Here is a 22,485-nt window from a genome sequence, read left to right on the forward strand (position 1 = left end):
GTGGTGTGTCATTATTTAGTTATCTTTGTAGTGCAACTAAAACGTAAGTGAACATTATGGTTATAGATTTCAATGATTTAGACGAACAGATCATAGAGGGTTTCAAGGGAGGTAAAGGCACACTTGTTACGCGCAACTTTGCGGATGATAAGTGCAAGATCATGTTGAGCACACTCAAGCCAGGTGCTTCGAGTGGGCTTCATACCCACGTTGATAATTGCGAGATTATCTATGTCTTAGAAGGAACGTTGACGTGTCATGTTGACGGAAAGTCAGAGCGAGTGCAAGCCGGACAAGTGCATTATTGTCCAATGGGGCACCAGCATTACATGGAAAACCTTACTTCGTCGGATGTCCGTTATTTTGCCATCGTTCCAGAGCATCATTAAGCACATGTCTACGGCATGACATGGCATGTGCCGAGGCAACGCATCTGTCGTATGTGTGGGGCAAAATGCTGACAGATAAGAATGTTCGCTACCCGTATTCTTTCGATTATGAGGAAAAATATTTAACTTTGTAGCTGTTATGACGGAAGGAAAAATCATCAATGGACGTCCTCAACTGGCCATCATTGATTCCAACACGCTGGCCGTGTTGGGATTGAAGCAGATGTTGCAGAATGTGATGCCGGTCATGGATGTAACCACATTCGGCTCGTTTGAAGAGCTGACGGAATGTGCAGTGGACTCTTTTTTCCATTACTTCGTGTCAATGAACATCGTGTTGGAACATCGTTCTTTCTTCCTTGACCGGCGAAAAAAGACGATTGTCTTGGCCGCTTCCACGGATCCCTCAACCCAACTTTCTGGTTTTAACAGTCTGTGTGTCAATGTGCCGGAAGACCAGTTGGTGCGTTCTTTGTTGATGTTGGAACAAAACGCACATGGCAGGGGACAGCGTTTCCCATCTACACTGAAAACATTGAAAGCCAAAATCCTGTCCGATCGAGAGATTGAAGTGTTGTCACTCATCGTTCAGGGATATATTAATAAGGAGATTGCTGACCAGTTGAACATTAGCATGACAACGGTTATCAGTCATCGTAAAAACATCATGGACAAACTTGGGATGAAGAGTGTATCGGCACTCACCATCTATGCAGTGATGCATGGGTATGTTGACATCAATAAAATTTAAGGGAAATACCCACCGGAGAAGCGGTAAAGGTCTTCTTGGCGTTGGTCGCTTGTTAGGTTAATGGTACTTTTTAGACCGCTGTTAATGCTTATAATACGGGTGCTAACAAGTGAGCAAACCATCCGCGCAGCTTCTGCCAGGGCGTTCTAAACTCATCCCAGCTCTTGGGAGTGAGTAGGAAACTTTCTTTCTTGTCATCATCAAACAACTTGTCCAGCTGGCGAGTGGTGCAGGAATCAACAATCACGGCGTTTTCCTCATAGTCGAAATTAAGACTCCTGGCATTGAGGTTGGCGCTCCCCACCGTGCAGAACTTACCGTCTACCATCATCACTTTGGTATGGTGGAATCCATCCGTAAACATCCACACGTTCGCCCCATGCTTCATCAGTTTGTGCGCATTGTAGAACCCACAGTCGGGTGTTAAGGGAATGTCGCTGCTGGTCGACAGCATGATTTCTACTTTCACGCCCCGCTTGATGGCCTTCTTCAGCGCTTTTTTGATACTCCGATTCAGTGTAAAGTAGGGATTGATGATTTTCAAACTGTCTTGAGCGGCATTGATAGCGCCCACATAGAACGTCCTGATCATCTCGTTACTGACGCGCGGTTCACGGTTCACGATGCCTACCATCTTATTGCCTGCCGTGGTGCAGGTGTCGGGTTTGAGGTTTTTGATGTATCCCCTGTTGCGGTAACCTCTGTAATATTTTGCGCCGTGCACGTTTTGTTTGGCCGTTTTATTCCACATCTTCAAGAAGATGCGTTGCAGGTCGTTCACCGCCAGTCCCTCTATTCTACAGTGCATGTCGTTCCATTTCCCAACCTGTCTGGTTCCTTTAATGTAGTAGTCGGCCACGTTCATGCCACCCGTATAGGCCACCTCGCCATCGATGATGGCAATCTTTCGATGGTCGCGGCTCAGCACATGGTTGATCCAAGGAAAGGTGATGGGGTCAAATTTGTAGATTTCAACACCTTTGGCTCGTATCGAGTCCAGGTGATGTCTCTTCAGTGGACGGTTGTTCGACGAATTGCCAAAGGCGTCGAACAGGGCTCTTACCTCCACGCCCTCAGCCGCTTTCTCTTCCAGAATGCCGAACAACAGTCGCGCGATGGAATCGTTTCTGAAGTTGAAGTACTCCAGATGCACGCTGCTCTTGGCTTGCTTGATGGCCTGAAACAGGTCATCAAACTTCTCTTGTCCGTCCATCAGCAGCGTCACACTGTTGTCATGTGAGAACGTCACGCCCTTCTCTCGCAAGGTTTGTACGATGAGAGAGTCTGAAGTCTGCGCATCAACTGACGTGCAGGCGATGAAACATACAATGATTAATAGGATTCTCAAATTTCAGTCAATGGCATCTCTCATATCATGCACGAATAGTGGTCGACGATTCCTAACAAGTGGTCGTCACCGTCAACAACCAGTACCGTATGTATTTTATACTTGTGCATGATGGTTTGTATCTCCGTGATTTTTGTGTTTGGTGAAACGGTTTTCGGACTTGTTGTCATGATGTCGCTTACCGTCTTGTTGAAGAACTGGGCTTGCCATTTCTCCATTGCTCGCCTGATGTCGCCATCGGTGATTAGCCCCACCACTCTCTCGCTCTCCAATGAGACGCCCAATCCCAGCTTTCCTTTGCTCACATGAATGATGGCTTCGCCCAGATGCATCTCTTTGGGGATGACAGGCAGGTTGTCTGACCGCATCACGTCCGAGGCTGTTGTAAGCAACCGCTTGCCCAGTTCGCCACCTGGATGAAACTGTGCGAAGTCGTTTGGCTTGAAGTCTCTCACCATCATCAGGGCAATGGCCAATGCGTCCCCCATGGCCAGTGCGGCCGTCGTGCTGCTTGTCGGTGCCAGATTCAGTGGGCAGGCCTCCTTCTTAACGCTGCATGTGATGTGGGCAGTCGAGTATTTGGCCAGCAACGATTGGGGATTCCCGCTGATGGATACCACGGGTACGCGCATGTGCAGCACCATGGGCAGAAAGCGAAGCAGCTCATCAGTCTGCCCGCTGTTGCTCAAGGCCAGCACCACATCGTCGGGTGTCATCACGCCCAAGTCTCCATGGTAGATGTCCAGCGGATTGATATAGAACGCCGGCGTACCCGTTGAAGACAGCGTGGCAGCTATCTTGGCTCCTACGTTGCCACTCTTGCCAACGCCGGTGACGATGATTTTCCCTTTGCAGTTGAACATCATTTCAACGGCCTTTTCAAAGTTCTTATCCAGCTGTGGAATCAGTTCCAGCAGTGCCTGCGCTTCATCCTTGATGCACTGTGAGGCATATTCTCTTACATGTTTAAGCGATTCTTTCGTATTTTCTTCCATGAATCTGTTATTATGTATGCGGTGCGTCTTTTATAGTAGTGATGTGATGAGGGGTTCCAGCTTGTCCAATTCCAACATATTGGCAGCGTCACTTAGTCCTTCATCCGGTTTTGGATGGGTCTCAAAGAAATACCCCGTTGCCCCAAAAGCCTTCGCAGCGTGCGCCATAGCCGGTACGAATCTTCGGTCGCCGATGGTTTTTCCCTCACCCGCACCAGGTCTTTGAACGCAGTGTGTGCAGTCCATAATCACCGTTTTAACAATCTCTTTCATGTCGGGGATGTTTCTGAAGTCAACCACCAGGTTGTTGTACCCAAAGCAGTTGCCGCGCTCGGTGAGCCAAATCTCCTTGGCACCGCTCTCCATAGCTTTCTCCACGGGGTGCCTCATGTCCTTTCCACTGAGAAACTGTGCCTTCTTGATGTTCACGATTTTGCCGGTAGCCGCAGCCGCCATCAGCAAATCAGTCTGCCTGCACAAGAACGCAGGTATCTGCAAAATGTCGCACACCTCACCCACAGGTTCCGCCTGCCAGCTCTCATGAATGTCCGTGGTAATCCGCAGTTTGTAGGTTTCCTTGATGTGGGCGAGCATTTGCAGGCCTTTTTCCAGACCGGGACCTCTGAACGAATGGATAGACGTGCGGTTGGCCTTGTCAAACGAAGCCTTGAAGATGATGTCCGTACCGAGCTTCCGGTTGATATCAACCAGTCGTTGGGCAACGGTGTCCAACAGTTCTTCCGATTCGATGACGCAGGGGCCTGCGATAAAGATGGGTTGCATAATCCGTCGTATAAGTTATGTGTACAAAGTTACAGAAATAGCGTTTAATCGCCAAAGCTTTAACATTTCATTCGTTGTTCCTTGCCAACTCATCTTGCAAAATTAAGAAATTTTCCGCATTTGGCCCGTCCTTTTCTGTTTTTCCATGCACATTTGCACGGCTCTTTTGTTGAAAAGGTAGCATGTTGGCTAAAACCATTAGCAGCATTTGTTGCAACAACCTCATCATAAATGTGGGTGCCCTGTTTTCAGCCTGTCATATCTTATGCCTTCCAATCTCATTGACTTTGCCTTGCAAAAGCATTGATATTGGCCTTCAATAGCTATGCTTTTGAAGGGTAAAGTCATGGAGATTGCAACCCATTGGTGGTCAAGTTGTTGTGGGGAAGATTTGGGGAAGCGAAATAAACCTATAAATTCGGATTCCGCTTCACCATGAAATGGCCGAGGCGATGCCGATAGCCTTTCCTGTTGATAGAGCGCAGCACATACATCCCCTCGGGCAGATTTGACACGTCGGCGTACTTTCCTTGGTATACACGGGTGGTGACCATGGTGCCTTGCAGCGATTCGATAAGCACGAACAGGGCATCCAGCGTTTGTCCCTTGTCGGGCAGTTGCAGGCGCAGTCCGTCACAGGGCAACAGCGTTGCCGGTGGGAAGTGGGTGGTCTTGATGGGTTTTTGGTGCGTTTGCAGCGGTTCGCTCTCGTTGCCATAGCGATCCATGGCCGTCACGGCGTACGCCATGCCTTGCGCGGTAGGCACGCGGGTGGAGGTTGAGGCGATGCGGGCAGCCACGATGTTGCGTGCGTCATGAATGTCAACGGGCGCCTGCCGACTGGCATAAACGTTGTACACCAGGTAGGGAGCGTCACTGCGATCTTTCGCTCCCGACCAGCTCAACGTAGCTCTGGTGCTGTCCAACCGGAGGCGGGTTGGCGGCATTGGCGGCGTACTGTGTTGCCAGGTCATGGCTGGCACGAGTGCTGGATAGCGGGTAAAATCGTTCTCTGCGAAGTCGTAGATGCCCTTGGTGTTGTCTGTCAGGAACTTTCCTCTGAAGTATGCGTGCCCCATACCATATTGTCTGACAACGTTCAACTCTTGTTTGATGACGTCAATGGGCCAGTTACGCTCACTGGGCGACATGAAATAAATGCCCAGTCCGGGAACAATCATCTTGCCGTAACTCTCTTCTTTCCAGTTGATGGCGAAGGGAAAGAAGTTGTTGTCTTTGAAGTACAGCATGGGGTAGAGCTGATCCATCAGTCCCGTTTTGAGCCATCCTTGGGCGTCTTGGCACACCTTGGTGTAGGCATTCCATCCCCGACTGGTATATCTGGGCAGGTCATCATACTTGCCAATGGGCGAACAACTCATCTTCACCCAGGACTTAAGCCGCTTCACTTTGGCGTGAATGGCTTCCACGATGCGGGTGATGTTGCGGCGGCCTTCCGCTCTGTTGATGCGAAGTGGCCAGTTTTCGGGATAGCGGATGTAGTCGAGATGAATGCCGTCGATGTCGTAGTTGCGGGTAATCTCTTCGCAGATGGAGGCGAGATAATCAGCGGTTTGAGGCTTTTCGGGGTTCATATAGCCATCTGCGCCAATCCTTCTGACCAGTGCCGGCAGCTTTCTCCTCATGGTTTTGCAGCCCAACCCGTTCCATTTTCCCAGTGGTATGGTGACTACCCAGGCGTGCAACTCCATGCCGCGGCGGTGGCATTCGTCAATGGCAAATGCCAAAGCGTCGTACCCCGGACTTTTTCCCGGCACGCCCGACAGGCAGCCGTCCCATGGTTCGTGGGCGGATGGGTAAATCATAGTCCCCCTGATACGGGTTTGTAGCAAGATAGTGTTGATGCCGGCACGCTGGTATTGGTCGAGCAGGTTTCGCAATTCTTCTTGCTGTTTTTCCTTAGTGTACGCGGTGTGTGCGTAGATTTTAGGCCAATCCAGTCCGCCGATGGTGGTCAGCCACACGGCTCTCACTTCGCGTTTGGGCGAGGCGCATAGGGCGTTTTGCAGCAAAGGGGTGGTAGATTGGGCGGATACGAGAAGAGAGAGCGTTGCCCATATAATGGATAATGAGAATCGTTTCATCCTATCAGTTCGTTCAAAAGAATTATGCTGACAAAGATACGGATATTTTTTCGGTTCTCAAATATATTATGTACTTTTGCAAAATACATCACTGCTCCAGCCGTAGCGTTCAATTCAGGCTGCAAGTCAGCGTCAACCTTGGTTCAGAAAGGCTTGTGTGTGCGGGGGAAAACGGTGTGAGTGGAGCCTTTTGAGGAGATGGAAAATATACTTACATAAAAGACTTTGATGAAAATGAAGAAGCTATTAACAATGATTGCGGCGTTGCTGATGACCCTCACGGCCAGCGCACAGTTTGAACAAGACAAGGTGTATATCGGCGGTTCGTTGACCGGATTGAATCTGAGTTACAGCGGTTTGGACAAGCTCAATTTAGGCATTCAGGCACATGCTGGCTATCTTTTTGAAGACAACTTGATGGTTTTGGGCAATCTAAGCTATCAGCACAGCGGATATGAGTCGGTTCCCGATTATATTTCTGTAGGCGTTGGTGGACGTTACTACATTGTTCAAAATGGCATCTACCTGGGCGTTAACTGCAAGTTGATTCATGCCAACCACAATTATAACGATGTGATGCCTGGTTTAGAGGTAGGTTATGCTTACTTTTTAAGTCGTACGGTGACCGTTGAACCCGCCGTGTACTATGATCAGTCGCTCAAGAAGCACAGTGATTTTTCCACCATCGGCTTCAGAATTGGGATAGGCGTATACCTGTAAATGGAACAACAATATCCGTCTGTTCTTCTTGAAAAAGCCGTCAGCGAGTTCTCCAAACTCCCCGGAATAGGGCGAAAAACGGCCTTGAGGTTGGTTCTGCACCTGCTGCGACAAAGCAACAGTGACGTAGAACAGTTTGCCTCGGCCATCGCTAAAGTGAAGCAGGAGGTGAAATACTGTCGGGTGTGTCACAACATCAGTGATGCAGATGTGTGTCCAATTTGTTCGGACCCAAGTAGGGATACGTCGCTGATTTGTGTGGTGGAGAACATACAAGACGTGATGGCGGTGGAGAACACGCAGCAGTTTCGCGGACTTTATCACGTGCTGGGGGGCATCATCTCACCCATGGATGGCATCGGTCCCGACCAGTTGGAAATACAGTCGTTGGTGCAACGGGTTGAGCAAGGCGGCGTTTCGGAGGTGATTTTGGCCTTGAGTTCGACGATGGAAGGCGACACAACCAATTTTTATATCTCGCGAAAATTGGCTCCTTTAGACGTGAAACTCTCTGTGATAGCGCGCGGTATCTCCGTAGGTGACGAGCTGGAGTACACGGACGAAGTGACTTTGGGGCGCTCGATTGTGAACAGAACGCCGTTTGAACGATAAGCAAAAAACAAATCCGGCCAAGCTCGGAGGAGATGGGTTGGGTGTCACATTGATATATATTGAATTCCATGAACCAGATAAGAAGCGTGCAACGCCTGTTGATGATTCTGTTTTTTTTGCCCATCATCCTGTCCTTGTTGATGGTGGTGCTGTTTGAAATGGGTGTCCTGCCATCAGGTGTTTGGGCCGGATCGGGACAGAAAGAGTTTGTTTGTCTGGTGGTTATGGAGCTACTCACCATCTGTTGCATTCCGCTTTCGTTGCGCTTGTTTAAGTATAAAAAGGTGGCAGAGGCACTGAAAGGCGATGACGCTCAGGCGTTACGCGCGCTCCAAAGGTGGGGCAGTGTGCGCTTGAACGTGTTGGGCGTGCTGCTGGTGGTTAACGTCTTGTTTTATTATCTCTTCGTCCATGCAGCGTTTTGCTACATGGCAGTCATTGTTTTTCTAAGTTTGTTTTTCATCTATCCCTCCTTGGATCGTTGCATGACGGAAACAAAAGGTGACGAGAAGGTTTAACCGTGAATAATCATGCAAGGAGTGAAGCTGTCTGTCATCATCGTCAACTACAATGTAAAGTACTATCTTGAGCAGTGCTTAATCTCATTAACAAGGTCGCTCAAGGATATAGATGCCGAGATTTTTGTGGTAGACAATGCCTCCGTAGACGGGTCGGTAGACTATCTTTCAGATAGGTTCCCCACCGTGAATCTAATCAGCAGTAATCATAATTTGGGCTTTGCCAGGGCCAACAATCTTGCCATCAGGCAAAGCAAGGGTGAGTATGTCTTGCTGCTGAATCCAGATACGGTTGTCGGTGAGCATACTATGCGCCAACTCATTGATTGGATGGATTCGCACGAAGGCGTAGGTGGCGTGGGCGTTAGGATGATGAACCAGCAAGGATTTGATGCGAAAGAGTCGCGCAGAGGGGTGCCAACGCCATGGACGGCCTTTTGCAAAATGTGCGGATTGTGTTCGAGGTATCCCGCGAGCAAACGCTTTGCGCGGTACTATATGGGGTACTTGCCTTGGGATGAACCAGCCGAGATAGAAATTGTCAGCGGCGCCTTTTTCGCCGTTCCGCATAAGGCACTCGAGGACGTGGGCTTGCTCGATGAAGATTTCTTCATGTATGGAGAGGACATAGACTTGTCTTATCGCTTGTTCAAGAAGGGTTATCGCAACTGGTATCTTCCGTTGAGAATACTGCATTACAAGGGAGAAAGCACGCAAAAATCGTCCTATCGTTACGTGCATGTATTCTATCAAGCCATGCTGATCTTCTTCAAAAAACATTATGGCGGCATGAGCATCCTGTTGGGTTTGCCCATCAAGATGGCTATCTACGCAAAAGCTCTCGCAGCTTTGGTGTGCATGCAGATGGCGAAGGTCAAACAGGTATTGGGATTTTTTCGGAGAAAAAAAGATGAGACGGAGCGGTATGTCTTCATCGGAAGTAGCCAATCCATGCGCGAGTGTGAGGAGATTGCGCGGCGAAAAGGACTTTGCGCGCAGTTTGTGACATCCACTTATCGCGATCATCCCGATGGCCATCTGACTTTGAGTCTGCCACAAGCCGACAAGGTGTATGTGGTTTACGATACCCAAGCCTACAATTTTGATGAGATATTGAATATCTTTGCCTCACAACCAAGCGAGAAGGTGTGCCTCGGAACGTATCTGCCAGAAACGAAAATGGTGATTACAGGATCGGAAATTCTCTCATAAAACGAAGCTAAAAACATGATACATGCGCAGCTAAGGGCCATGGAGCCCGAAGATTTGGACTTGTTGTATAAGATAGAAAACGATGTGAAATTGTGGAATGTCAGTGCTACTAATGTTCCTTATTCCAGGTATGTGCTGCACGACTACATTGCACATTCCTCGGGTGACATCTATACCGACAAGCAAGTAAGACTGATAATTGAAAACGAACATGGCAAAACGATTGGCATGGTTGATATCGTGAACTTCGCTCCGCAGCATCGAAGAGCCGAATTAGGCATCGTGATTCAAGAACAGTTTCGTGGCAAGGGCTATGGCAAGGCGGTGGTACAGGAAGTGTTGAAATATGCCAAACATGTGCTGCATCTGCATCAAATCTATGTCGTAGTAGCCGTTGACAAGGGCAGTGCCTTGGCTTTATTCGCACAATTGGGCTTCACCGAGGGGTGCAGGCTGGCCGATTGGCTTTACGATGGAGCGGCCTATCGGGATGCTGTCGTGATGCAATATATCTTCAGTGCTGAAGAGGAAGCGAAAAATAAGGGGGAGAATAAATAAAGATTGAGCGGAATACGGGAATCGAACCCGCCTCTCAGGCTTGGGAAGCCCACGCACTACCGATGTGCTAATTCCGCAAGAGAGCCGATACCCGGACTCGAACCGGGGACCTACTCATTACGAATGAGTTGCTCTACCAACTGAGCCATATCGGCGATTCTCTTTAAAGTGAGTGCAAAGATAGGCATTTTGATTGACAAACAATAACAGAAGTGCTTGCAGTTATTATGCTATTAACGAAAGTTAACATACGGTCAGCTGTAGGAGTTGTGTTCCTCAAACATTTTGGTTGGATGATTCTTTTCAGGAAGGATTGGAAGATTGGGCTTTATTTTTCTTGCGTTTGTTAAGGAAATGCTTGATAACAAAATAGGCTACCATTAAGCCAAACAGGCTTAATATCACCACCTTGATATGATCGTTGTACTCTAAAATCTTGTCATTGAGCTGTTCTTCCGGTACAATGGAGTGCAAATACCAACCCAAGGCGGCCAGCACACAATTCCAAATGCCCGCCCCAATGGTGGTGTAGAGCAAGAATTTCCAAAACTTCATCTTGGCTAAGCCGGCGGGAACCGATATCACTTGCCTGATTCCGGGCAACAATCTGCCGGTCAAGGTGGCTATCACGCCATGGTCATTAAAATATTTTTCGCTCTTTTCTATCTTCTCTTGGTTCAGCAAACACAGGTGTCCTAACTTGCTGTTGGCAAACCTGTAGACGATGGGTCGTCCCAGATAGTAGGCTGCCACATAGTTGGTTGCCGACCCAAGGACAGCACCCAGGGTGGCAAAGATGATGACGAGCGTGACGTCCAGATGACCGGCTGCGGCATGATAGGCAGCAGGTGAAACAATCAACTCGGAGGGAACGGGGATGACTGTTCCCTCTATATACATTAACAAGAATACTGTCCAGTAGTTAAGATTCCCCATCAGGGAAGAAAACCAATTCATTGTTTTGTCTATTTTGGCTGGTTATTTTTGCTTTCTCTCATCCGTATTTGTTGAAAGCAGGTAGGGATAATACTCTTCAGTACTCATTCCTTCGGGAAACAAGTCGGCCAAAACCATTTTCGCTTCCATCGGATTTCTCTCACAAGCCAGCTTTACGGCGTGGGCAAATTCTTTCTTTTTTCCCAGTTCATTGGCACAGCGAGCAAAGTATGCGTAGCCGTCTTGGCAGGTGTCGCCCATGTCTTTGAAATATGACAAGAATAGGTTGTATGCCAAGTGAACGTATCGACAGTCGTAAACGGATATGGCTATCTGTAAAAAAGTGCTGGGTGAATTGTCTGAACTTCTAATTGCTTCCTGAAAAACCTCTTGTGCCTTCTCCAGATAATCGTTCTCCAAGAGAATGTGTCCTTTGAGCAGCAAGGTGTCAGTGTGGTTGTCATTGGGTAGCTTTTCCTTCTTGTCCAAGTAGGCGAGCGCTTCTTCCACGCGCCCCTGCTGTGACAGGGTGAAGGCTATTTCTTGGTAGATTTCTGGCAAGTTGGATGCCGAATGTCGCCCCATCTTCTCTGCTTTCTTGAAGTGTGTGAGTGCTTCTTCTGGTTTGTTGAGGTGTAAAAGCGTAACGCCTTTTAGCATCACTACCGACAAATCATCAGGAACCAGCTTGCTATATCGGTCGAAATAATTCAGTGCCTCTTCGTAATTGCCCAAGCTGAAGAGTCCGTTTGCTTTGGTAAGAATCGCTTCTGCATCATCGGGGTTGATGGCAATGGAGAACTCGCTGCTGGTGATTGAGTCGTTGAAATTACTCTTCAAGAATTGCAGCATTGCCAGATTGTTCCAGTAGCTCGTTGAGTAGGGATCTTCATCAATCAGTTCTTGGAAGATGTTCTCGCTGTCTTCAAGGTTGCCAGTGCCCAATGCAATGCGTCCTTTCAGTTCTTTATAACTGTTGTCTTCATTGGGTTCAAGTCGGTCGAACCACTCTTTGGCGAGGTCAAACTCCTCGTAATCTGCGTATATGTTGGCGACATCTTGCTTGAATTCTTCCCGCTCCTCATCATCTACCCGCTCAAATCGACGGTGCAACAATTGGTCTGCCTGCTTTGCTTTTCCATCTATAATCATGATTTCGGCTAACGTATAAGTATATTCCACGTCGTCCTTGTCGTCAACATGACTGATGTATTCGTAGGCACGCTCGACATCACCGCCTTCCAGAAGCGTTATTCTGGCTTTGACAGTCCATAGGGTTGTTGACCCTGGAAACAGATTTATCGCCTCGTCAAGCACCGCATGCGCGTCGTCTATGCGACCTTTGCCGCGGTAATACTCTGCGATATCGGCAAATTCATCCGCATCCAAATAGATGGAAAGACCCTGGATATGAGCCTCTTCATATCGCTTTAGGTTATCCTTGAATTCCTTATTATCAAAAAAGTTATATGCTTCTGCCATCGTACAACGAAAGGAAAAACACCCATGAGGGCAAGGTTATTTGTTAACCTTTGCCCAGGTGTCTTTCAGTCCTACTGTCTTATTGAATACTAAGTGGTCGTCTGTTCTGTCCGGATCGGCCATGAAATAACCAATTCTTTGGAACTGTAGATACTCTCCCGGCTGTTTGTCTGCCGCGTATGCTTCAACGTAACAGTTCGGGAACACGCGCAGACTGTCAGGATTGAGTAGTTCATGGAAGTCCCTTTCGTCTGCACCAGGGTTCTCAACAAAGAACAATCGGTCGTATTCTCGCACCTCTGCCTGTCTACAATGGTCGGCAGATACCCAGTGTAAGGTACCTTTTACCTTTCTGTTGGCTCCCTCCAAGCCGCTCTTGCTCAGTGGGTCATACTCTGCTTGTATCTCTATAATGTTGCCTTCCTCATCCTTCGTGCATCCCGTACACTTTACGATGTAAGCGTTCTTCAATCTAACTTCCTTGCCTGGGGTCATGCGGAAGAACTTCTTCGGAGCGTCCTCCATGAAGTCAGCACGCTCTATCCAGAGGTTTCGACTAAAGGTGATGTGGTGTGAACCATCGGCCTCGTTCTCCGGATTGTTGATGGCTTCCATCTCTTCTGATTTCCCTTCGGGATAGTTGGTGATGACCAGTTTCACCGGATCGAGCACCGCACTCACTCGGCATGCCCTCTTGTTGAGGTCATCGCGCACGGCAGCTTCGAGCAGGGCAACGTCGTTTAAGGCATCGAACTTGGTGTAACCAATGGAGTTGATGAATTGCCTAATGCTTTCAGGCGAATAGCCACGGCGACGCATACCGCATAGGGTGGGCATACGAGGGTCGTCCCATCCAGACACCAATCGCTCTTCTACCAGTGAGTGCAGCTTGCGCTTGCTCATTACGGTGTAGGTGAGATTCAGTCGATTGAACTCAATCTGTCGCGGACGGTTGTCCTGCATGTTATCATCCGAACCATCCATTGTTTTGAGAAAGTCAACAAGATGGTCGTATAATGGGCGGTGAGGAACAAACTCGAGCGTGCAAATGGAGTGGGTAACACCTTCGAAATAGTCGCTTTGTCCATGGGCGAAGTCGTACATGGGGTATGCGTTCCATTTGGTTCCAGTCCTGTGATGTGGGATGTGTATGATGCGATAGATGATAGGATCGCGGAAGTGCATGTTCGGGTTGGCCATGTCTAACTTGGCACGAAGCACCATGCTGCCTTCTACAGCCTCAGGAGTGTTCATCTTGTTGAACAGCTCCAACGACTCCTCGATGGGTCGGTCGCGGTAAGGTGAGGCCGTGCCAGGTGTGGTGGGCGTACCTTTTTGCTGAGCAATCTCCTCGGACGTCTGCTCGTCAATGTAGGCGATTCCTTGCTTAATCATCCACACAGCAAAGTCCCAAAGCTTCTCAAAATAGTCGGAAGCATAATAAACATTTCCCCATTTGAATCCCAACCAGCTGATGTCATGCAGGATGTTCTCCACATATTCGTTGTTTTCTTTGCTGGGATTGGTGTCGTCGAACCGAAGATTGCACACTCCGTTGTATTTTTCGGCGATGCCAAAGTCCATGCAGATGGCCTTGGCGTGACCTATATGCAGATAGCCATTGGGTTCTGGAGGGAAGCGTGTTTGAATGCGACCGCCATTCTTACCCTTGGCAAGGTCGTCTTCAACGAGTTGCTCCACAAAACTCAAACTCTTCTTCTCTTCCGTGTTATGATCCTCTTTTACTGTCATAATATTTAATGTTAGTGATGCAAGAACCATGTCTCCATGCGTCTTGTCGTCTACATAATCGTTGTAATGACTGCAAAGATACGAAAAAACTTAAGATATAATAGGTGTGGATGGATAAGATTTTACACCTTTTTCTTGAATTATGATATAGACGAATCGTGTTTCAGCACAATTGCTGTCGATGATGACGTGCGGCATGCGTCCTGTCATACCCAAACGAAAAACGCTTGAAACTCCTTATTTACAGGACTTCCAGGCGTTATAGTTGCGGAGACATGACTCGAACATGTGACCTCCAGGTTATGAGCCTGGCGAGCTACCAACTGCTCCACTCCGCGATGTTGTTTTCTTGTTTGCGATTGCAAAGGTACGGCTTTTTGGCGAGATAAACAAATATTTCTTTCTTAATTTTATTGAAATATGGTGGATAATCCTTCTAAATGATTAGAAATCAGTTGGATAATACGGATGTCATCCTGCGTATCTATTCAACGGAAGTCTAAACCATGTTGCCTCTGTCTTTCATTTTGCGCAAAACATAGCTCAAAGACCTTTGACAATGCGGTATGTTTTCGTGTTTTCAATTGCATTGACTTTGGCGTCCAAAGTCAATGCAATTGGACGTTAAAGTCAATGAGTTTGGATGTCAATATCATAGACATTGGTTTTCGGGGTGGATGCGCTTGTGTGCCTGTTGGATGGTTTACTCAATCTAAATCACTAAAAATGGTTGCCCATCCTGTAAAGGGTGTCTTAAAAAACCTTTTTTTCTGTCTTGTATGCTTGCACGCATAAAATAAAAAACATACATTTGCACATCATAAAAGGTTTGTGCAATCAACCTGAAGAAAGGAGGAAAATAGATGTCAATATCAAAAACAAGGCGGTTATTGGTGGACGTGGCGAGGCAATTGTTTGCCAAGAATGGCGTGGCCAATACCACCATGAATGACATTGCGTTGGCCTCTGGAAAGGGGAGACGCACGCTGTACACCTATTTTAGTTCCAAGGAGGCGGTGTTCTATGCAGTCATCGAGTCAGAACTCGAACGCCTCAGTGACAAGTTGGATGAGGTGGCCAACAAGAAGATTGCGCCACAAGATAAAATCATCGAACTCATTTATACCCATCTCAGTATGATTCGCGAAACGGTGGTGCGCAATGGTAATTTGCGCGCAGAGTTCTTCCGTAACATCTGGATGGTGGAGAAGATGAGGAAGAATTTTGATGAAGATGAAATTGAACTCTTCCGTCGCGTCTACTCGGAAGGGAAGGAGGATGGAGAGTTCGACATCGAGAACGTTCAACTGGTGGCTGACATCACGCATTATTGCATTAAAGGACTTGAGGTGCCATTCATCTACGGACGCTTGGGACATGGATTGACAGAAGAGAGCAGCAAACCACTGGTTGCTAAGGTGGTTTACGGCGCTTTGGGCAAGTTGAGTCCCAAAAAAGAGTAGCAAGTAATTCACAATCAAATATTAACTTCAATATTAACACATTCAATTATGGGAATATTAACAGGAAAAACAGCCCTCATCACAGGTGCTGCACGTGGAATAGGAAAGGCTATCGCCATGCGATTCGCTCAAGAAGGTGCCAACATCGCATTCACAGATTTAGTGATTGACGAAGAACATGGTGGTAAAGAAACCGAGCGTGAGCTTGCCGCACTGGGCGTACAAGTGAAAGGTTATGCGGGCAATGCTGCCGATTTTGAAAATACAGCCGCATTGGTTAGTCAAATTAAAGAGGATTTCGGTTCAATAGACATCTTGGTCAACAACGCCGGTATCACCAAAGACGGTTTGATGTTGCGCATGACTGAGGCTCAATGGGACGCCGTGATCAACGTCAACTTGAAGAGCGCGTTTAATTTCATCCATGCCTGCGTGCCTGTCATGCTGCGTCAGCGTCAAGGTTCTATCATCAACATGGCTTCCGTGGTGGGTGTTCATGGCAATGCCGGTCAGGCTAATTACGCTGCATCTAAGGCGGGAATGATTGCGTTGGCTAAGTCGGTTGGACAGGAAATGGGTCCCAAAGGCATCCGTGCTAATGCCATTGCACCGGGATTTATCGATACGGCTATGACCCAGACATTGCCCGAGAAGATTCGTCAGGAGTGGATTGATAAGATTCCTTTGCGCCGTGGTGGAACGGTTGAGGATATTGCCAGCTGCGCTTTGTTCTTGGCTTCCGACCTCTCAAGCTACATCAGCGGTCAGGTAATCCAGGTTGATGGGGGAATGAATATGTAGAGTTTTTAGGAGTTGACGAGTTGACGAGTTCACAAGTTGACGAGTTGATAGTTTTGTTACTTGACGAGTCTATGTAAGATCTAACAGCTTGTTAACTCGTCAACAAAATGACAAGTTGACGGGTACATAGTTTCGTTATTGGCCAAATCAATAAAAGGTCTAACAGCTTGTCAACTTGTTAACTCGTTAACTAAAATGATAAGTAGACGAGTACATAGTTTCGTTATTAGGCAAATCAATAAAAGGTCTAACAGCTTGTCAACTCGTCAACTTGTCAACTCGTGAACTAAACAACGAATCCTTCCATGCTCCCTCTTTACGAAGACAATCACATCATCATTGTTTCCAAGCGGAGCGGTGAAATCGTTCAAGGTGATAAAACCGGGGACGAACCGCTTTCGGAGACAGTTAAACAGTACATCAAGGAGAAATACCACAAGCCGGGAAATGTTTTCTTGGGCGTGGTTCATCGCCTTGACCGGCCTGTTTGGGGACTCGTTGTCTTCGCCAAAACATCTAAGGCCTTGACACGCCTCAACAAGATGTTTAAAGATGGACAGGTGCATAAAACGTATTGGGCCATCACAAAGAATGCACCACCTGCAGAAGAAGGCGTGCTGACCGATTGGTTAGTGCGCAACGAGCGGCAAAACAAGAGTTATGCGCATCCGCAAGAGGTGCCAAATGCGAAGAAAGCAGTACTCAAATATCGTGTCATTGCCCATTCGGATCGTTATCATCTCATAGAGGTGAATTTGCTAACGGGTCGACATCATCAAATACGTTGTCAGCTTGCCAACATGGGATGTGCTATCAAAGGCGACCTGAAATATGGTGCACCTCGCAGTAATCCCGATGGCAGTATCAGTCTGTTGGCACGCCGAATAACGTTTGTTCACCCCGTTTCAAAAGAAAATATTGTTGTTGATGCTCCGTTGCCGCCCAATGATAACCTGTGGGAGGCATTGGCATCGGCCGTTATACCCTAAATAAGATATCGTTATACCCTATATAAGAAATGAAGAAAATCGTGATTGCCATTGACGGCTATTCATCATGTGGCAAAAGTACCATGGCCAAGAATTTGGCTCGCCAGTTGGGATATGTCTATGTAGACACGGGTGCTATGTACCGCGCCGTGACGCTCTATGCGTTGCGCCATCAGTTGTTTGAAGCCGATGGTGAGGTGAATGCCGCATCCTTGCAACGGGACATGCCCGACATTCGCATTTCTTTCCGATTCAATAAACAGACGGGCAAGCCCGACACTTACCTGAATGACGAGTTGGTAGAACAAGAAATCAGGACGATGCAGGTGAGCGAAAGGGTCAGTAAGATAGCGGCTCTCCCCTTTGTACGCACCGCCTTGGTGGCTCAACAACAACGCATGGGTGGGGACAAGGGCATCGTGATGGATGGCCGTGACATCGGAACGGTGGTGTTTCCGCATGCCGAACTCAAAATATTTGTAACGGCTTCTGCCGAAGTTCGTGCGCAACGTCGCTATGATGAGTTACAGCAAAAGGGCATGCCTGCTCGTTATGACGACATATTGAAGAACGTGCAAGAGCGCGATTACATCGACTCTCATCGTGAGGTGTCGCCTCTTCGCAAGGCTGAGGATGCTGTCGAACTGGACAACAGCAACCTAACGATTGATGAACAACAACAATGGCTCTTGAATCAAGTAGACAAAGTGCTTCAACAGGAGTAGTGATGACACTTTTTGACAGTTGTCCTTCTCATAGACAAAGCTCTCGTTGGATGTAACGATATACAAATTTAATTTTAAACAATTATGAAGATGAGCAAATCAATTTCATTTAGTTCGGCCTTTCGCCTCTTGGCCCTTGCGCTGTTCGTTACGCTCACTGTCCAAGTAAAGGCGCAGCGTCGTCCTGCCGATTACCAAGTAGCAGAAGGTGTGGTGCTTTACCGTGGCACGCCTTTGTCCATGGCCGATGTGTATTCGTTTGTCAATTTGGGATATGGTTATGCTAAAGATGCTTATCATGTTTACTATCTTGGCGATGTGTTGCGGTACGTTGATCCTCGTACATTCAGGTTAAAACGTGATGACTATCATCGTCCGTACGATGGTGATGACGGTTTTATGTATCGTTCACGGGGATATATGATTATGTCGCATGCCGTGCTGTTCAATGGCAAAAACGTAGAAGGAGCCTCGGCGCGTAGCTTTCAAGACCTGGGTGGATATTACGGAAAAGATACTTTCAACGTGTTCTATATGGGACGCAAGCTGTCTGGTGCCAGCGGTAATTCGTTTCGGTATTTAGGCGATGGCTATGCGAAAGATTCTTTTGACGTTTATTTCATGGGCCGTAAAGTTAACGGTGCCAGCTCTAGTTCCTTCCAAGTTGTGGGCGATGGCTACGCCGAAGATACTTTCAACACCTATTATCAAGGGCAGAAAATCGCTGACTAAACTCACCAACTTATAAACTTATAAACTCAAAAACTCATTAACTTATAAACGCAACAATACACCAAACTCACCAACTTATAAACTCAAAAACTCAAAAACTCACAAATGATTCATGGACATGAAGTCCTGCAAATGATGCAGGGAAACAGCTATTCAAGCAAAGAAGAATTAGTAAAAGCAATCATCAGTCGCTTCGGAGAAGCCGAACGCTTTTATACTTGTTCGGCAGAAGGAATGACAGCGGCGCAGTTGGTCGACTTTCTCGAGCAGCGCGGCAAGTTTAAGCCTGCGCATTCAGATGGTTTTACCGTAGACACGTCAAAAGTGTGTAACCATTAAAGCGGCAAACTTGCACCTTTATTTATCATATCAATAAAGGTATCAACACCGTCATTTTATTTTATAAAATACAGGGTAAAATAGAAAACTTTACATTTTTTCGGCCTTATAGTTTCAATATTTGTCAGCGCAAGGTAAGTTGCTCTCAAATACGCCAAAAATAGAAAGTATTGATAATCAGTGATATAGGTTCGTCGTCTGTCAGAATCTTATCCTTTTTATAGGTAAAAGCATTGCTTTTGTGCCTTTTTGGGCGTGCAATAAGCTATCTTTTGCTCTCTTATTGCTATGCTATTGCGCGATAAAGTCATTGAGTTTGCGTGTTAAAAGCATTGCTTTTGAATGAAAAGAGGATAAAACGTGTCAAAAAGGACACATGAAATAACCTGTTTGATGCTAATTTACAGAAAACTCAGTACAAAAAAACTGACGTATCTTGGTAGTAAGTTTTCTTCATAATTGAAACGCTGTACTGATAACAATCGACTGGCTTGAAACGTGATACTTGCCGTAGGCCAGGTTCAACTTGAAGCGGTTGAGATTGATGCCGGCGCCACATGAGAAGCCTGCGCCGTGGTTACTCTCCTCGTCTGCGCTGGCAATGGTCATCTCGTCGGCACGCCGGAAGTTGTAACCAGCACCCACCCAGATGCGGTCAGACAGCAGGATATCGATGCCACCCACCAGGTGATTCACGAATTTATAGTTCCAGTGCGTGAGGTCAACTAGTGTGGCGTGAAACCGTAGTGGCGTGTGTACCAGTCGTTTACTTACGCCAAGTTGCACGTCTAAGGGCATGCTTTCGTAGGTGTCGTCGTAGCTTTTGAGCTGTCCGCCCAGGTTTTTGGCCACGAACGACAGCGACAGTTCGCGCTCAGCATCATAATAATTCAGTCCGAGGTCAACGCCCATGGCCAGCGAGTTGTAGCTGCCGATGTACGAGGTGATGAACTTGGCGGTGATACCTCCGGCCAATTGGTCGGTGAGCAGGTACGAGAAATAGCCAGACAAGGCGATGTCTTTGGCCGAAAATTCGCCAAGTTGCTGGTTCTCGACCGTGGTTTGTTTCATCTTACCATAGTCAATGTATAGTGCGGAAACGGCTGCCGAGGCACGCTCTTTAATCACTTTGTTGAACGCTGCGCTTAACATGTTGGCCCCGGCCATGTAGTTCATGTAGTTCAGGTTGATGGTTTTGTCGCTCACAGTCGACAGCAGTGCCGGGTTGTGGAATATCAGAGCCTCGTCATCTTCCACCAATGAGATGTTCTCACCCCCCAATGCTGAGGCGTGAGCACTTGCTGGCAGACGTAGAAAGTTGTACACATTCTTACTTTCTTGCGCGACGGTGGTTGTGGCAACTGCTGTGAGCAAGAGGACGAAAAGGGCTTTTTTCATTTATTTTTCCTAATTTATTGGCAAAGATACTACTATTTTCAAATAACTCGTTATCTTTGTACATCTAATCCGTTTGGTAAACAACGTAAAAAAGAAGTGTTTATTGCGGTCGTTCAGCAGTCATTGCACGGCGTCCGATTATTCTCATCGTGAAGCATCAAAAATCAGACATCCCCACAGTAGAAGAGCATCGTGCCACGGCATTCTTGCTGGGGCTCGTGTTGGTTCTGTCGGTCTTGTATGTGGCATTTCAATACAATAGCGCCCCGCAAGACATGGATTTGTCTGACCAATCGCTTGACGATTTGGTGCAAGACATTGAATTGCACCCCGCCATGGATGACAAGGAGATGGTTAACACCATGACCGTACAACCTCCACAAAAGACCTTCAGCGAACGCATCAAGGCGGTGGATCAACCGCTGAAACAACAAATAGAAAAGCTATCGGCTTCCACTACCAGTCCACTTTTGGTTGGTGATGGCGAGGCCGAGGCGTTGAATGCCAAGCTGTCGGCGGCGCTTCCGCCCATCCCCGTGGCCTCTGAACAGCCCTTGAACTTTCGCATTGTTCAGCAAATGCCCGAGTTTCCCGGTGGTGGATCAGCGTTCATTCAGTGGCTCACGCGTCAACTGCGATATCCACCATTGGCTCAAAGTCAGAGAATACAGGGCAGAGTGGTGGTGTCGTTCATTGTCAACAAGGACGGAAGCATTGCCGATGTGAAACTGGAAAAGTCGGTTAATGCCCTGCTGGATCGTGAGGCATTGCGCGTCATTCGTATGATGCCCCGGTGGAAACCGGGTGTGCACAACAACCAACCGTGCCGCACCATGGTGGCCGTGCCGGTGGTATTCAAAATTTAGCAATCGATTAAAATACAACAATCTATGATGACATCTCAAGAAATCCTCAAACTGGTTAACAATCATCTCGACAGTTTGGCCGACGAACGGCAACCCCGCCATCTGTACGAACCTATAGAATATGTGCTCAGTCTGGGTGGAAAGCGCATCCGACCCACGCTCATGTTGTTGGCTTATAACCTGTATCGGGAGCATCCGGAGGACATTCTGATGCCCGCTTGTGGCATCGAAACCTACCATAACTATACGCTCTTGCACGATGACTTGATGGATCAGGCCGACCTGCGGCGTGGCCATGAGACCGTTCACAAGCGTTGGGATGCCAACACGGCTATCCTTAGTGGCGATTCAATGCTGGTGCTGGCCTACCAACGCATGGCGCAATGCAGGACCGACAAGTTGAAAGAGGTCATCGACGTGTTTACACAAACGGCTCTGGAGATAGGCGAGGGACAGCAATACGACATGGATTTTGAGAAGCGGAATGATGTGACAGAAGCCGAATACATTGAGATGATTCGTCTCAAAACAAGCGTCTTGCTGGCGTGTGCGTTGAAGATTGGCGCCATCTTGGGCGATGCTTCCGCCGAAGATGCCAATAACTTGTATCGCTTTGGCGAGAAAATAGGCTTGGCATTCCAACTGCAAGACGACTTTTTGGATGTGTATGGCGACCCTAAAGTTTTTGGCAAGGCTATCGGAGGTGATATTGTTAGCAACAAGAAAACCTACATGCTCATCAACGCTTTCAATCGGGCTGACGCCCAACAGCGTGCCGAATTGGAACGTTGGACGCAGCTCAAGGACTTTGACAGACAGGAGAAAATCGATGCGGTGACGGCTCTTTACAACGACATGGGCATCGATCGTCTGGCACAAGACAAGATGGCGACCTACTATGAGGAGAGCAAGAAATACCTCGCTGCGGTACAAGTGCCAACTGGAAAGAAGCGGGAACTGACGGCTTATGCGCAGCAAATGATGAAAAGAACCTACTAAGGCGAATCCAAT

At 47.6% G+C, this 22,485-nt stretch carries 23 protein-coding genes and 3 tRNA genes; 15 read left to right on the plus strand and 11 right to left on the minus strand.

The window, feature by feature from the left end:
• The first annotated feature begins 56 nt into the window (after window positions 1–56).
• Both HMPREF1254_RS01315 and HMPREF1254_RS01320 read left to right on the plus strand, forming a co-directional pair.
• On the plus strand, window positions 57–389 hold the full coding sequence (locus HMPREF1254_RS01315) for a cupin domain-containing protein (protein WP_023056847.1): 333 nt from the start codon (window positions 57–59) through the stop codon (window positions 387–389).
• A 139-nt stretch (window positions 390–528) separates the two neighbouring features.
• The gene (locus tag HMPREF1254_RS01320) at window positions 529–1,140 is read left to right on the plus strand and encodes a LuxR C-terminal-related transcriptional regulator (RefSeq protein WP_023056830.1); all 612 of its coding nucleotides are present in this window, start codon (window positions 529–531) and stop codon (window positions 1,138–1,140) included.
• 88 nt (window positions 1,141–1,228) lie between these two features.
• Here HMPREF1254_RS01320 and HMPREF1254_RS01325 read toward each other — a convergent pair whose 3' ends face one another.
• The 4 genes from HMPREF1254_RS01325 to HMPREF1254_RS01340 all read right to left on the minus strand — a co-directional run bounded on the left by HMPREF1254_RS01325 (window position 1,229) and on the right by HMPREF1254_RS01340 (window position 6,371).
• Window positions 1,229–2,488, minus strand: a complete 1,260-nt coding sequence (locus HMPREF1254_RS01325; RefSeq protein WP_023056969.1) for a phospholipase D-like domain-containing protein — start codon at window positions 2,486–2,488, stop codon at window positions 1,229–1,231.
• A 20-nt stretch (window positions 2,489–2,508) separates the two neighbouring features.
• Window positions 2,509–3,483, minus strand: a complete 975-nt coding sequence (locus tag HMPREF1254_RS01330) for a KpsF/GutQ family sugar-phosphate isomerase (RefSeq protein WP_023056865.1) — start codon at window positions 3,481–3,483, stop codon at window positions 2,509–2,511.
• 30 nt (window positions 3,484–3,513) lie between these two features.
• Window positions 3,514–4,266 (minus strand): 3-deoxy-8-phosphooctulonate synthase, encoded by a 753-nt coding sequence (gene kdsA / locus HMPREF1254_RS01335; RefSeq protein ID WP_023056950.1) that lies wholly within the window; start codon window positions 4,264–4,266, stop codon window positions 3,514–3,516.
• A gap of 410 nt (window positions 4,267–4,676) precedes the next feature.
• On the minus strand, window positions 4,677–6,371 hold the full coding sequence (locus HMPREF1254_RS01340; RefSeq protein WP_023056829.1) for a glycoside hydrolase family 10 protein: 1,695 nt from the start codon (window positions 6,369–6,371) through the stop codon (window positions 4,677–4,679).
• Window positions 6,372–6,599: 228 nt separating this feature from the next.
• Here HMPREF1254_RS01340 and HMPREF1254_RS01345 point away from each other — a divergent pair, with 228 nt between their 5' ends.
• The 5 genes from HMPREF1254_RS01345 to HMPREF1254_RS01365 all read left to right on the plus strand — a co-directional run bounded on the left by HMPREF1254_RS01345 (window position 6,600) and on the right by HMPREF1254_RS01365 (window position 9,991).
• Complete coding sequence (locus HMPREF1254_RS01345; RefSeq protein WP_023056879.1) at window positions 6,600–7,091, plus strand: outer membrane beta-barrel protein; 492 nt, start codon at window positions 6,600–6,602, stop codon at window positions 7,089–7,091.
• On the plus strand, window positions 7,092–7,703 hold the full coding sequence (gene recR, locus HMPREF1254_RS01350; RefSeq protein ID WP_023056932.1) for a recombination mediator RecR: 612 nt from the start codon (window positions 7,092–7,094) through the stop codon (window positions 7,701–7,703).
• A 68-nt stretch (window positions 7,704–7,771) separates the two neighbouring features.
• Window positions 7,772–8,221 (plus strand): hypothetical protein, encoded by a 450-nt coding sequence (locus HMPREF1254_RS01355; protein WP_036878785.1) that lies wholly within the window; start codon window positions 7,772–7,774, stop codon window positions 8,219–8,221.
• A 12-nt stretch (window positions 8,222–8,233) separates the two neighbouring features.
• Complete coding sequence (locus HMPREF1254_RS01360) at window positions 8,234–9,433, plus strand: glycosyltransferase family 2 protein (RefSeq protein ID WP_196806274.1); 1,200 nt, start codon at window positions 8,234–8,236, stop codon at window positions 9,431–9,433.
• A 15-nt stretch (window positions 9,434–9,448) separates the two neighbouring features.
• On the plus strand, window positions 9,449–9,991 hold the full coding sequence (locus HMPREF1254_RS01365; protein ID WP_023056842.1) for a GNAT family N-acetyltransferase: 543 nt from the start codon (window positions 9,449–9,451) through the stop codon (window positions 9,989–9,991).
• Window positions 9,992–9,997: 6 nt separating this feature from the next.
• Here the strand turns inward: HMPREF1254_RS01365 and HMPREF1254_RS01370 are convergent.
• From HMPREF1254_RS01370 to HMPREF1254_RS01395, 6 genes are all read right to left on the minus strand, one after another.
• Window positions 9,998–10,068, minus strand: a tRNA-Gly gene (locus HMPREF1254_RS01370).
• 5 nt (window positions 10,069–10,073) lie between these two features.
• A tRNA-Thr gene (locus tag HMPREF1254_RS01375) sits at window positions 10,074–10,146 on the minus strand.
• 148 nt (window positions 10,147–10,294) lie between these two features.
• Complete coding sequence (locus HMPREF1254_RS01380) at window positions 10,295–10,948, minus strand: DedA family protein (RefSeq protein ID WP_023056945.1); 654 nt, start codon at window positions 10,946–10,948, stop codon at window positions 10,295–10,297.
• A 21-nt stretch (window positions 10,949–10,969) separates the two neighbouring features.
• Window positions 10,970–12,409: a tetratricopeptide repeat protein gene (locus tag HMPREF1254_RS01385; protein ID WP_023056864.1), complete on the minus strand. Its 1,440-nt coding sequence runs from the start codon at window positions 12,407–12,409 to the stop codon at window positions 10,970–10,972.
• A gap of 36 nt (window positions 12,410–12,445) precedes the next feature.
• On the minus strand, window positions 12,446–14,161 hold the full coding sequence (locus HMPREF1254_RS01390; RefSeq protein ID WP_023056972.1) for a glutamine--tRNA ligase/YqeY domain fusion protein: 1,716 nt from the start codon (window positions 14,159–14,161) through the stop codon (window positions 12,446–12,448).
• Window positions 14,162–14,426: 265 nt separating this feature from the next.
• Window positions 14,427–14,499, minus strand: a tRNA-Met gene (locus tag HMPREF1254_RS01395).
• Between the two features lie 525 nt (window positions 14,500–15,024).
• Here HMPREF1254_RS01395 and HMPREF1254_RS01400 point away from each other — a divergent pair.
• The 6 genes from HMPREF1254_RS01400 (at window position 15,025) to HMPREF1254_RS01425 (ending at window position 19,210) form a co-directional block, all read left to right on the plus strand.
• Window positions 15,025–15,624 carry a TetR/AcrR family transcriptional regulator gene (locus tag HMPREF1254_RS01400; RefSeq protein WP_004348094.1) on the plus strand — a complete coding sequence of 200 codons (600 nt, stop codon included), beginning with the start codon at window positions 15,025–15,027 and terminating at the stop codon, window positions 15,622–15,624.
• A 48-nt stretch (window positions 15,625–15,672) separates the two neighbouring features.
• A complete protein-coding gene (gene fabG / locus HMPREF1254_RS01405; protein ID WP_023056967.1) occupies window positions 15,673–16,425 on the plus strand; it encodes a 3-oxoacyl-[acyl-carrier-protein] reductase in 753 nt (250 codons plus the stop codon).
• 305 nt (window positions 16,426–16,730) lie between these two features.
• Entirely contained in the window at window positions 16,731–17,414 is a 684-nt protein-coding gene (locus tag HMPREF1254_RS01410) for an RluA family pseudouridine synthase (protein WP_023056874.1), read from the plus strand.
• Between the two features lie 29 nt (window positions 17,415–17,443).
• Window positions 17,444–18,139, plus strand: coding sequence for a (d)CMP kinase (gene cmk / locus HMPREF1254_RS01415; RefSeq protein WP_023056965.1), 696 nt, complete (start codon window positions 17,444–17,446; stop codon window positions 18,137–18,139).
• Window positions 18,140–18,229: 90 nt separating this feature from the next.
• Window positions 18,230–18,871 carry a DKNYY domain-containing protein gene (locus HMPREF1254_RS01420; protein ID WP_023056882.1) on the plus strand — a complete coding sequence of 214 codons (642 nt, stop codon included), beginning with the start codon at window positions 18,230–18,232 and terminating at the stop codon, window positions 18,869–18,871.
• A gap of 105 nt (window positions 18,872–18,976) precedes the next feature.
• Complete coding sequence (locus tag HMPREF1254_RS01425) at window positions 18,977–19,210, plus strand: YecH family metal-binding protein (RefSeq protein WP_023056963.1); 234 nt, start codon at window positions 18,977–18,979, stop codon at window positions 19,208–19,210.
• 453 nt (window positions 19,211–19,663) lie between these two features.
• On the opposite strand, the gene porQ is transcribed toward HMPREF1254_RS01425, so the two are convergent.
• On the minus strand, window positions 19,664–20,608 hold the full coding sequence (gene porQ, locus HMPREF1254_RS01430; RefSeq protein WP_023056915.1) for a type IX secretion system protein PorQ: 945 nt from the start codon (window positions 20,606–20,608) through the stop codon (window positions 19,664–19,666).
• A 149-nt stretch (window positions 20,609–20,757) separates the two neighbouring features.
• On the opposite strand from porQ, the gene HMPREF1254_RS01435 reads away from it, so the two are divergent.
• Together HMPREF1254_RS01435 and HMPREF1254_RS01440 are read left to right on the plus strand one after the other, a co-directional pair.
• Window positions 20,758–21,474: an energy transducer TonB gene (locus tag HMPREF1254_RS01435; RefSeq protein ID WP_023056977.1), complete on the plus strand. Its 717-nt coding sequence runs from the start codon at window positions 20,758–20,760 to the stop codon at window positions 21,472–21,474.
• A gap of 24 nt (window positions 21,475–21,498) precedes the next feature.
• The gene (locus HMPREF1254_RS01440) at window positions 21,499–22,473 is read left to right on the plus strand and encodes a polyprenyl synthetase family protein (protein WP_196806275.1); all 975 of its coding nucleotides are present in this window, start codon (window positions 21,499–21,501) and stop codon (window positions 22,471–22,473) included.
• Window positions 22,474–22,485 lie beyond the last annotated feature (12 nt).

It is taken from the genome of Prevotella sp. BV3P1, assembly GCF_000479005.1.
Taxonomy (GTDB): Bacteria; Bacteroidota; Bacteroidia; order Bacteroidales; family Bacteroidaceae; genus Prevotella.

Coding starts and splice junctions, on each gene's coding strand:
- recR (WP_023056932.1), top strand. CDS start 7,092: ATGGAACAACAATATCCGTCTGTTCTTCTTGAAAAAGCCGTCAGCGAG.
- HMPREF1254_RS01385 (WP_023056864.1), bottom strand. CDS start 12,409: ATGGCAGAAGCATATAACTTTTTTGATAATAAGGAATTCAAGGATAAC.
- HMPREF1254_RS01380 (WP_023056945.1), bottom strand. CDS start 10,948: ATGAATTGGTTTTCTTCCCTGATGGGGAATCTTAACTACTGGACAGTA.
- HMPREF1254_RS01425 (WP_023056963.1), top strand. CDS start 18,977: ATGATTCATGGACATGAAGTCCTGCAAATGATGCAGGGAAACAGCTAT.
- HMPREF1254_RS01400 (WP_004348094.1), top strand. CDS start 15,025: ATGTCAATATCAAAAACAAGGCGGTTATTGGTGGACGTGGCGAGGCAA.
- HMPREF1254_RS01440 (WP_196806275.1), top strand. CDS start 21,499: ATGATGACATCTCAAGAAATCCTCAAACTGGTTAACAATCATCTCGAC.
- HMPREF1254_RS01320 (WP_023056830.1), top strand. CDS start 529: ATGACGGAAGGAAAAATCATCAATGGACGTCCTCAACTGGCCATCATT.
- HMPREF1254_RS01330 (WP_023056865.1), bottom strand. CDS start 3,483: ATGGAAGAAAATACGAAAGAATCGCTTAAACATGTAAGAGAATATGCC.
- HMPREF1254_RS01355 (WP_036878785.1), top strand. CDS start 7,772: ATGAACCAGATAAGAAGCGTGCAACGCCTGTTGATGATTCTGTTTTTT.
- HMPREF1254_RS01315 (WP_023056847.1), top strand. CDS start 57: ATGGTTATAGATTTCAATGATTTAGACGAACAGATCATAGAGGGTTTC.
- cmk (WP_023056965.1), top strand. CDS start 17,444: ATGAAGAAAATCGTGATTGCCATTGACGGCTATTCATCATGTGGCAAA.
- HMPREF1254_RS01410 (WP_023056874.1), top strand. CDS start 16,731: ATGCTCCCTCTTTACGAAGACAATCACATCATCATTGTTTCCAAGCGG.
- HMPREF1254_RS01365 (WP_023056842.1), top strand. CDS start 9,449: ATGATACATGCGCAGCTAAGGGCCATGGAGCCCGAAGATTTGGACTTG.
- HMPREF1254_RS01390 (WP_023056972.1), bottom strand. CDS start 14,161: ATGACAGTAAAAGAGGATCATAACACGGAAGAGAAGAAGAGTTTGAGT.
- HMPREF1254_RS01340 (WP_023056829.1), bottom strand. CDS start 6,371: ATGAAACGATTCTCATTATCCATTATATGGGCAACGCTCTCTCTTCTC.
- porQ (WP_023056915.1), bottom strand. CDS start 20,608: ATGAAAAAAGCCCTTTTCGTCCTCTTGCTCACAGCAGTTGCCACAACC.
- HMPREF1254_RS01360 (WP_196806274.1), top strand. CDS start 8,234: ATGCAAGGAGTGAAGCTGTCTGTCATCATCGTCAACTACAATGTAAAG.
- kdsA (WP_023056950.1), bottom strand. CDS start 4,266: ATGCAACCCATCTTTATCGCAGGCCCCTGCGTCATCGAATCGGAAGAA.
- fabG (WP_023056967.1), top strand. CDS start 15,673: ATGGGAATATTAACAGGAAAAACAGCCCTCATCACAGGTGCTGCACGT.
- HMPREF1254_RS01345 (WP_023056879.1), top strand. CDS start 6,600: ATGAAAATGAAGAAGCTATTAACAATGATTGCGGCGTTGCTGATGACC.
- HMPREF1254_RS01420 (WP_023056882.1), top strand. CDS start 18,230: ATGAGCAAATCAATTTCATTTAGTTCGGCCTTTCGCCTCTTGGCCCTT.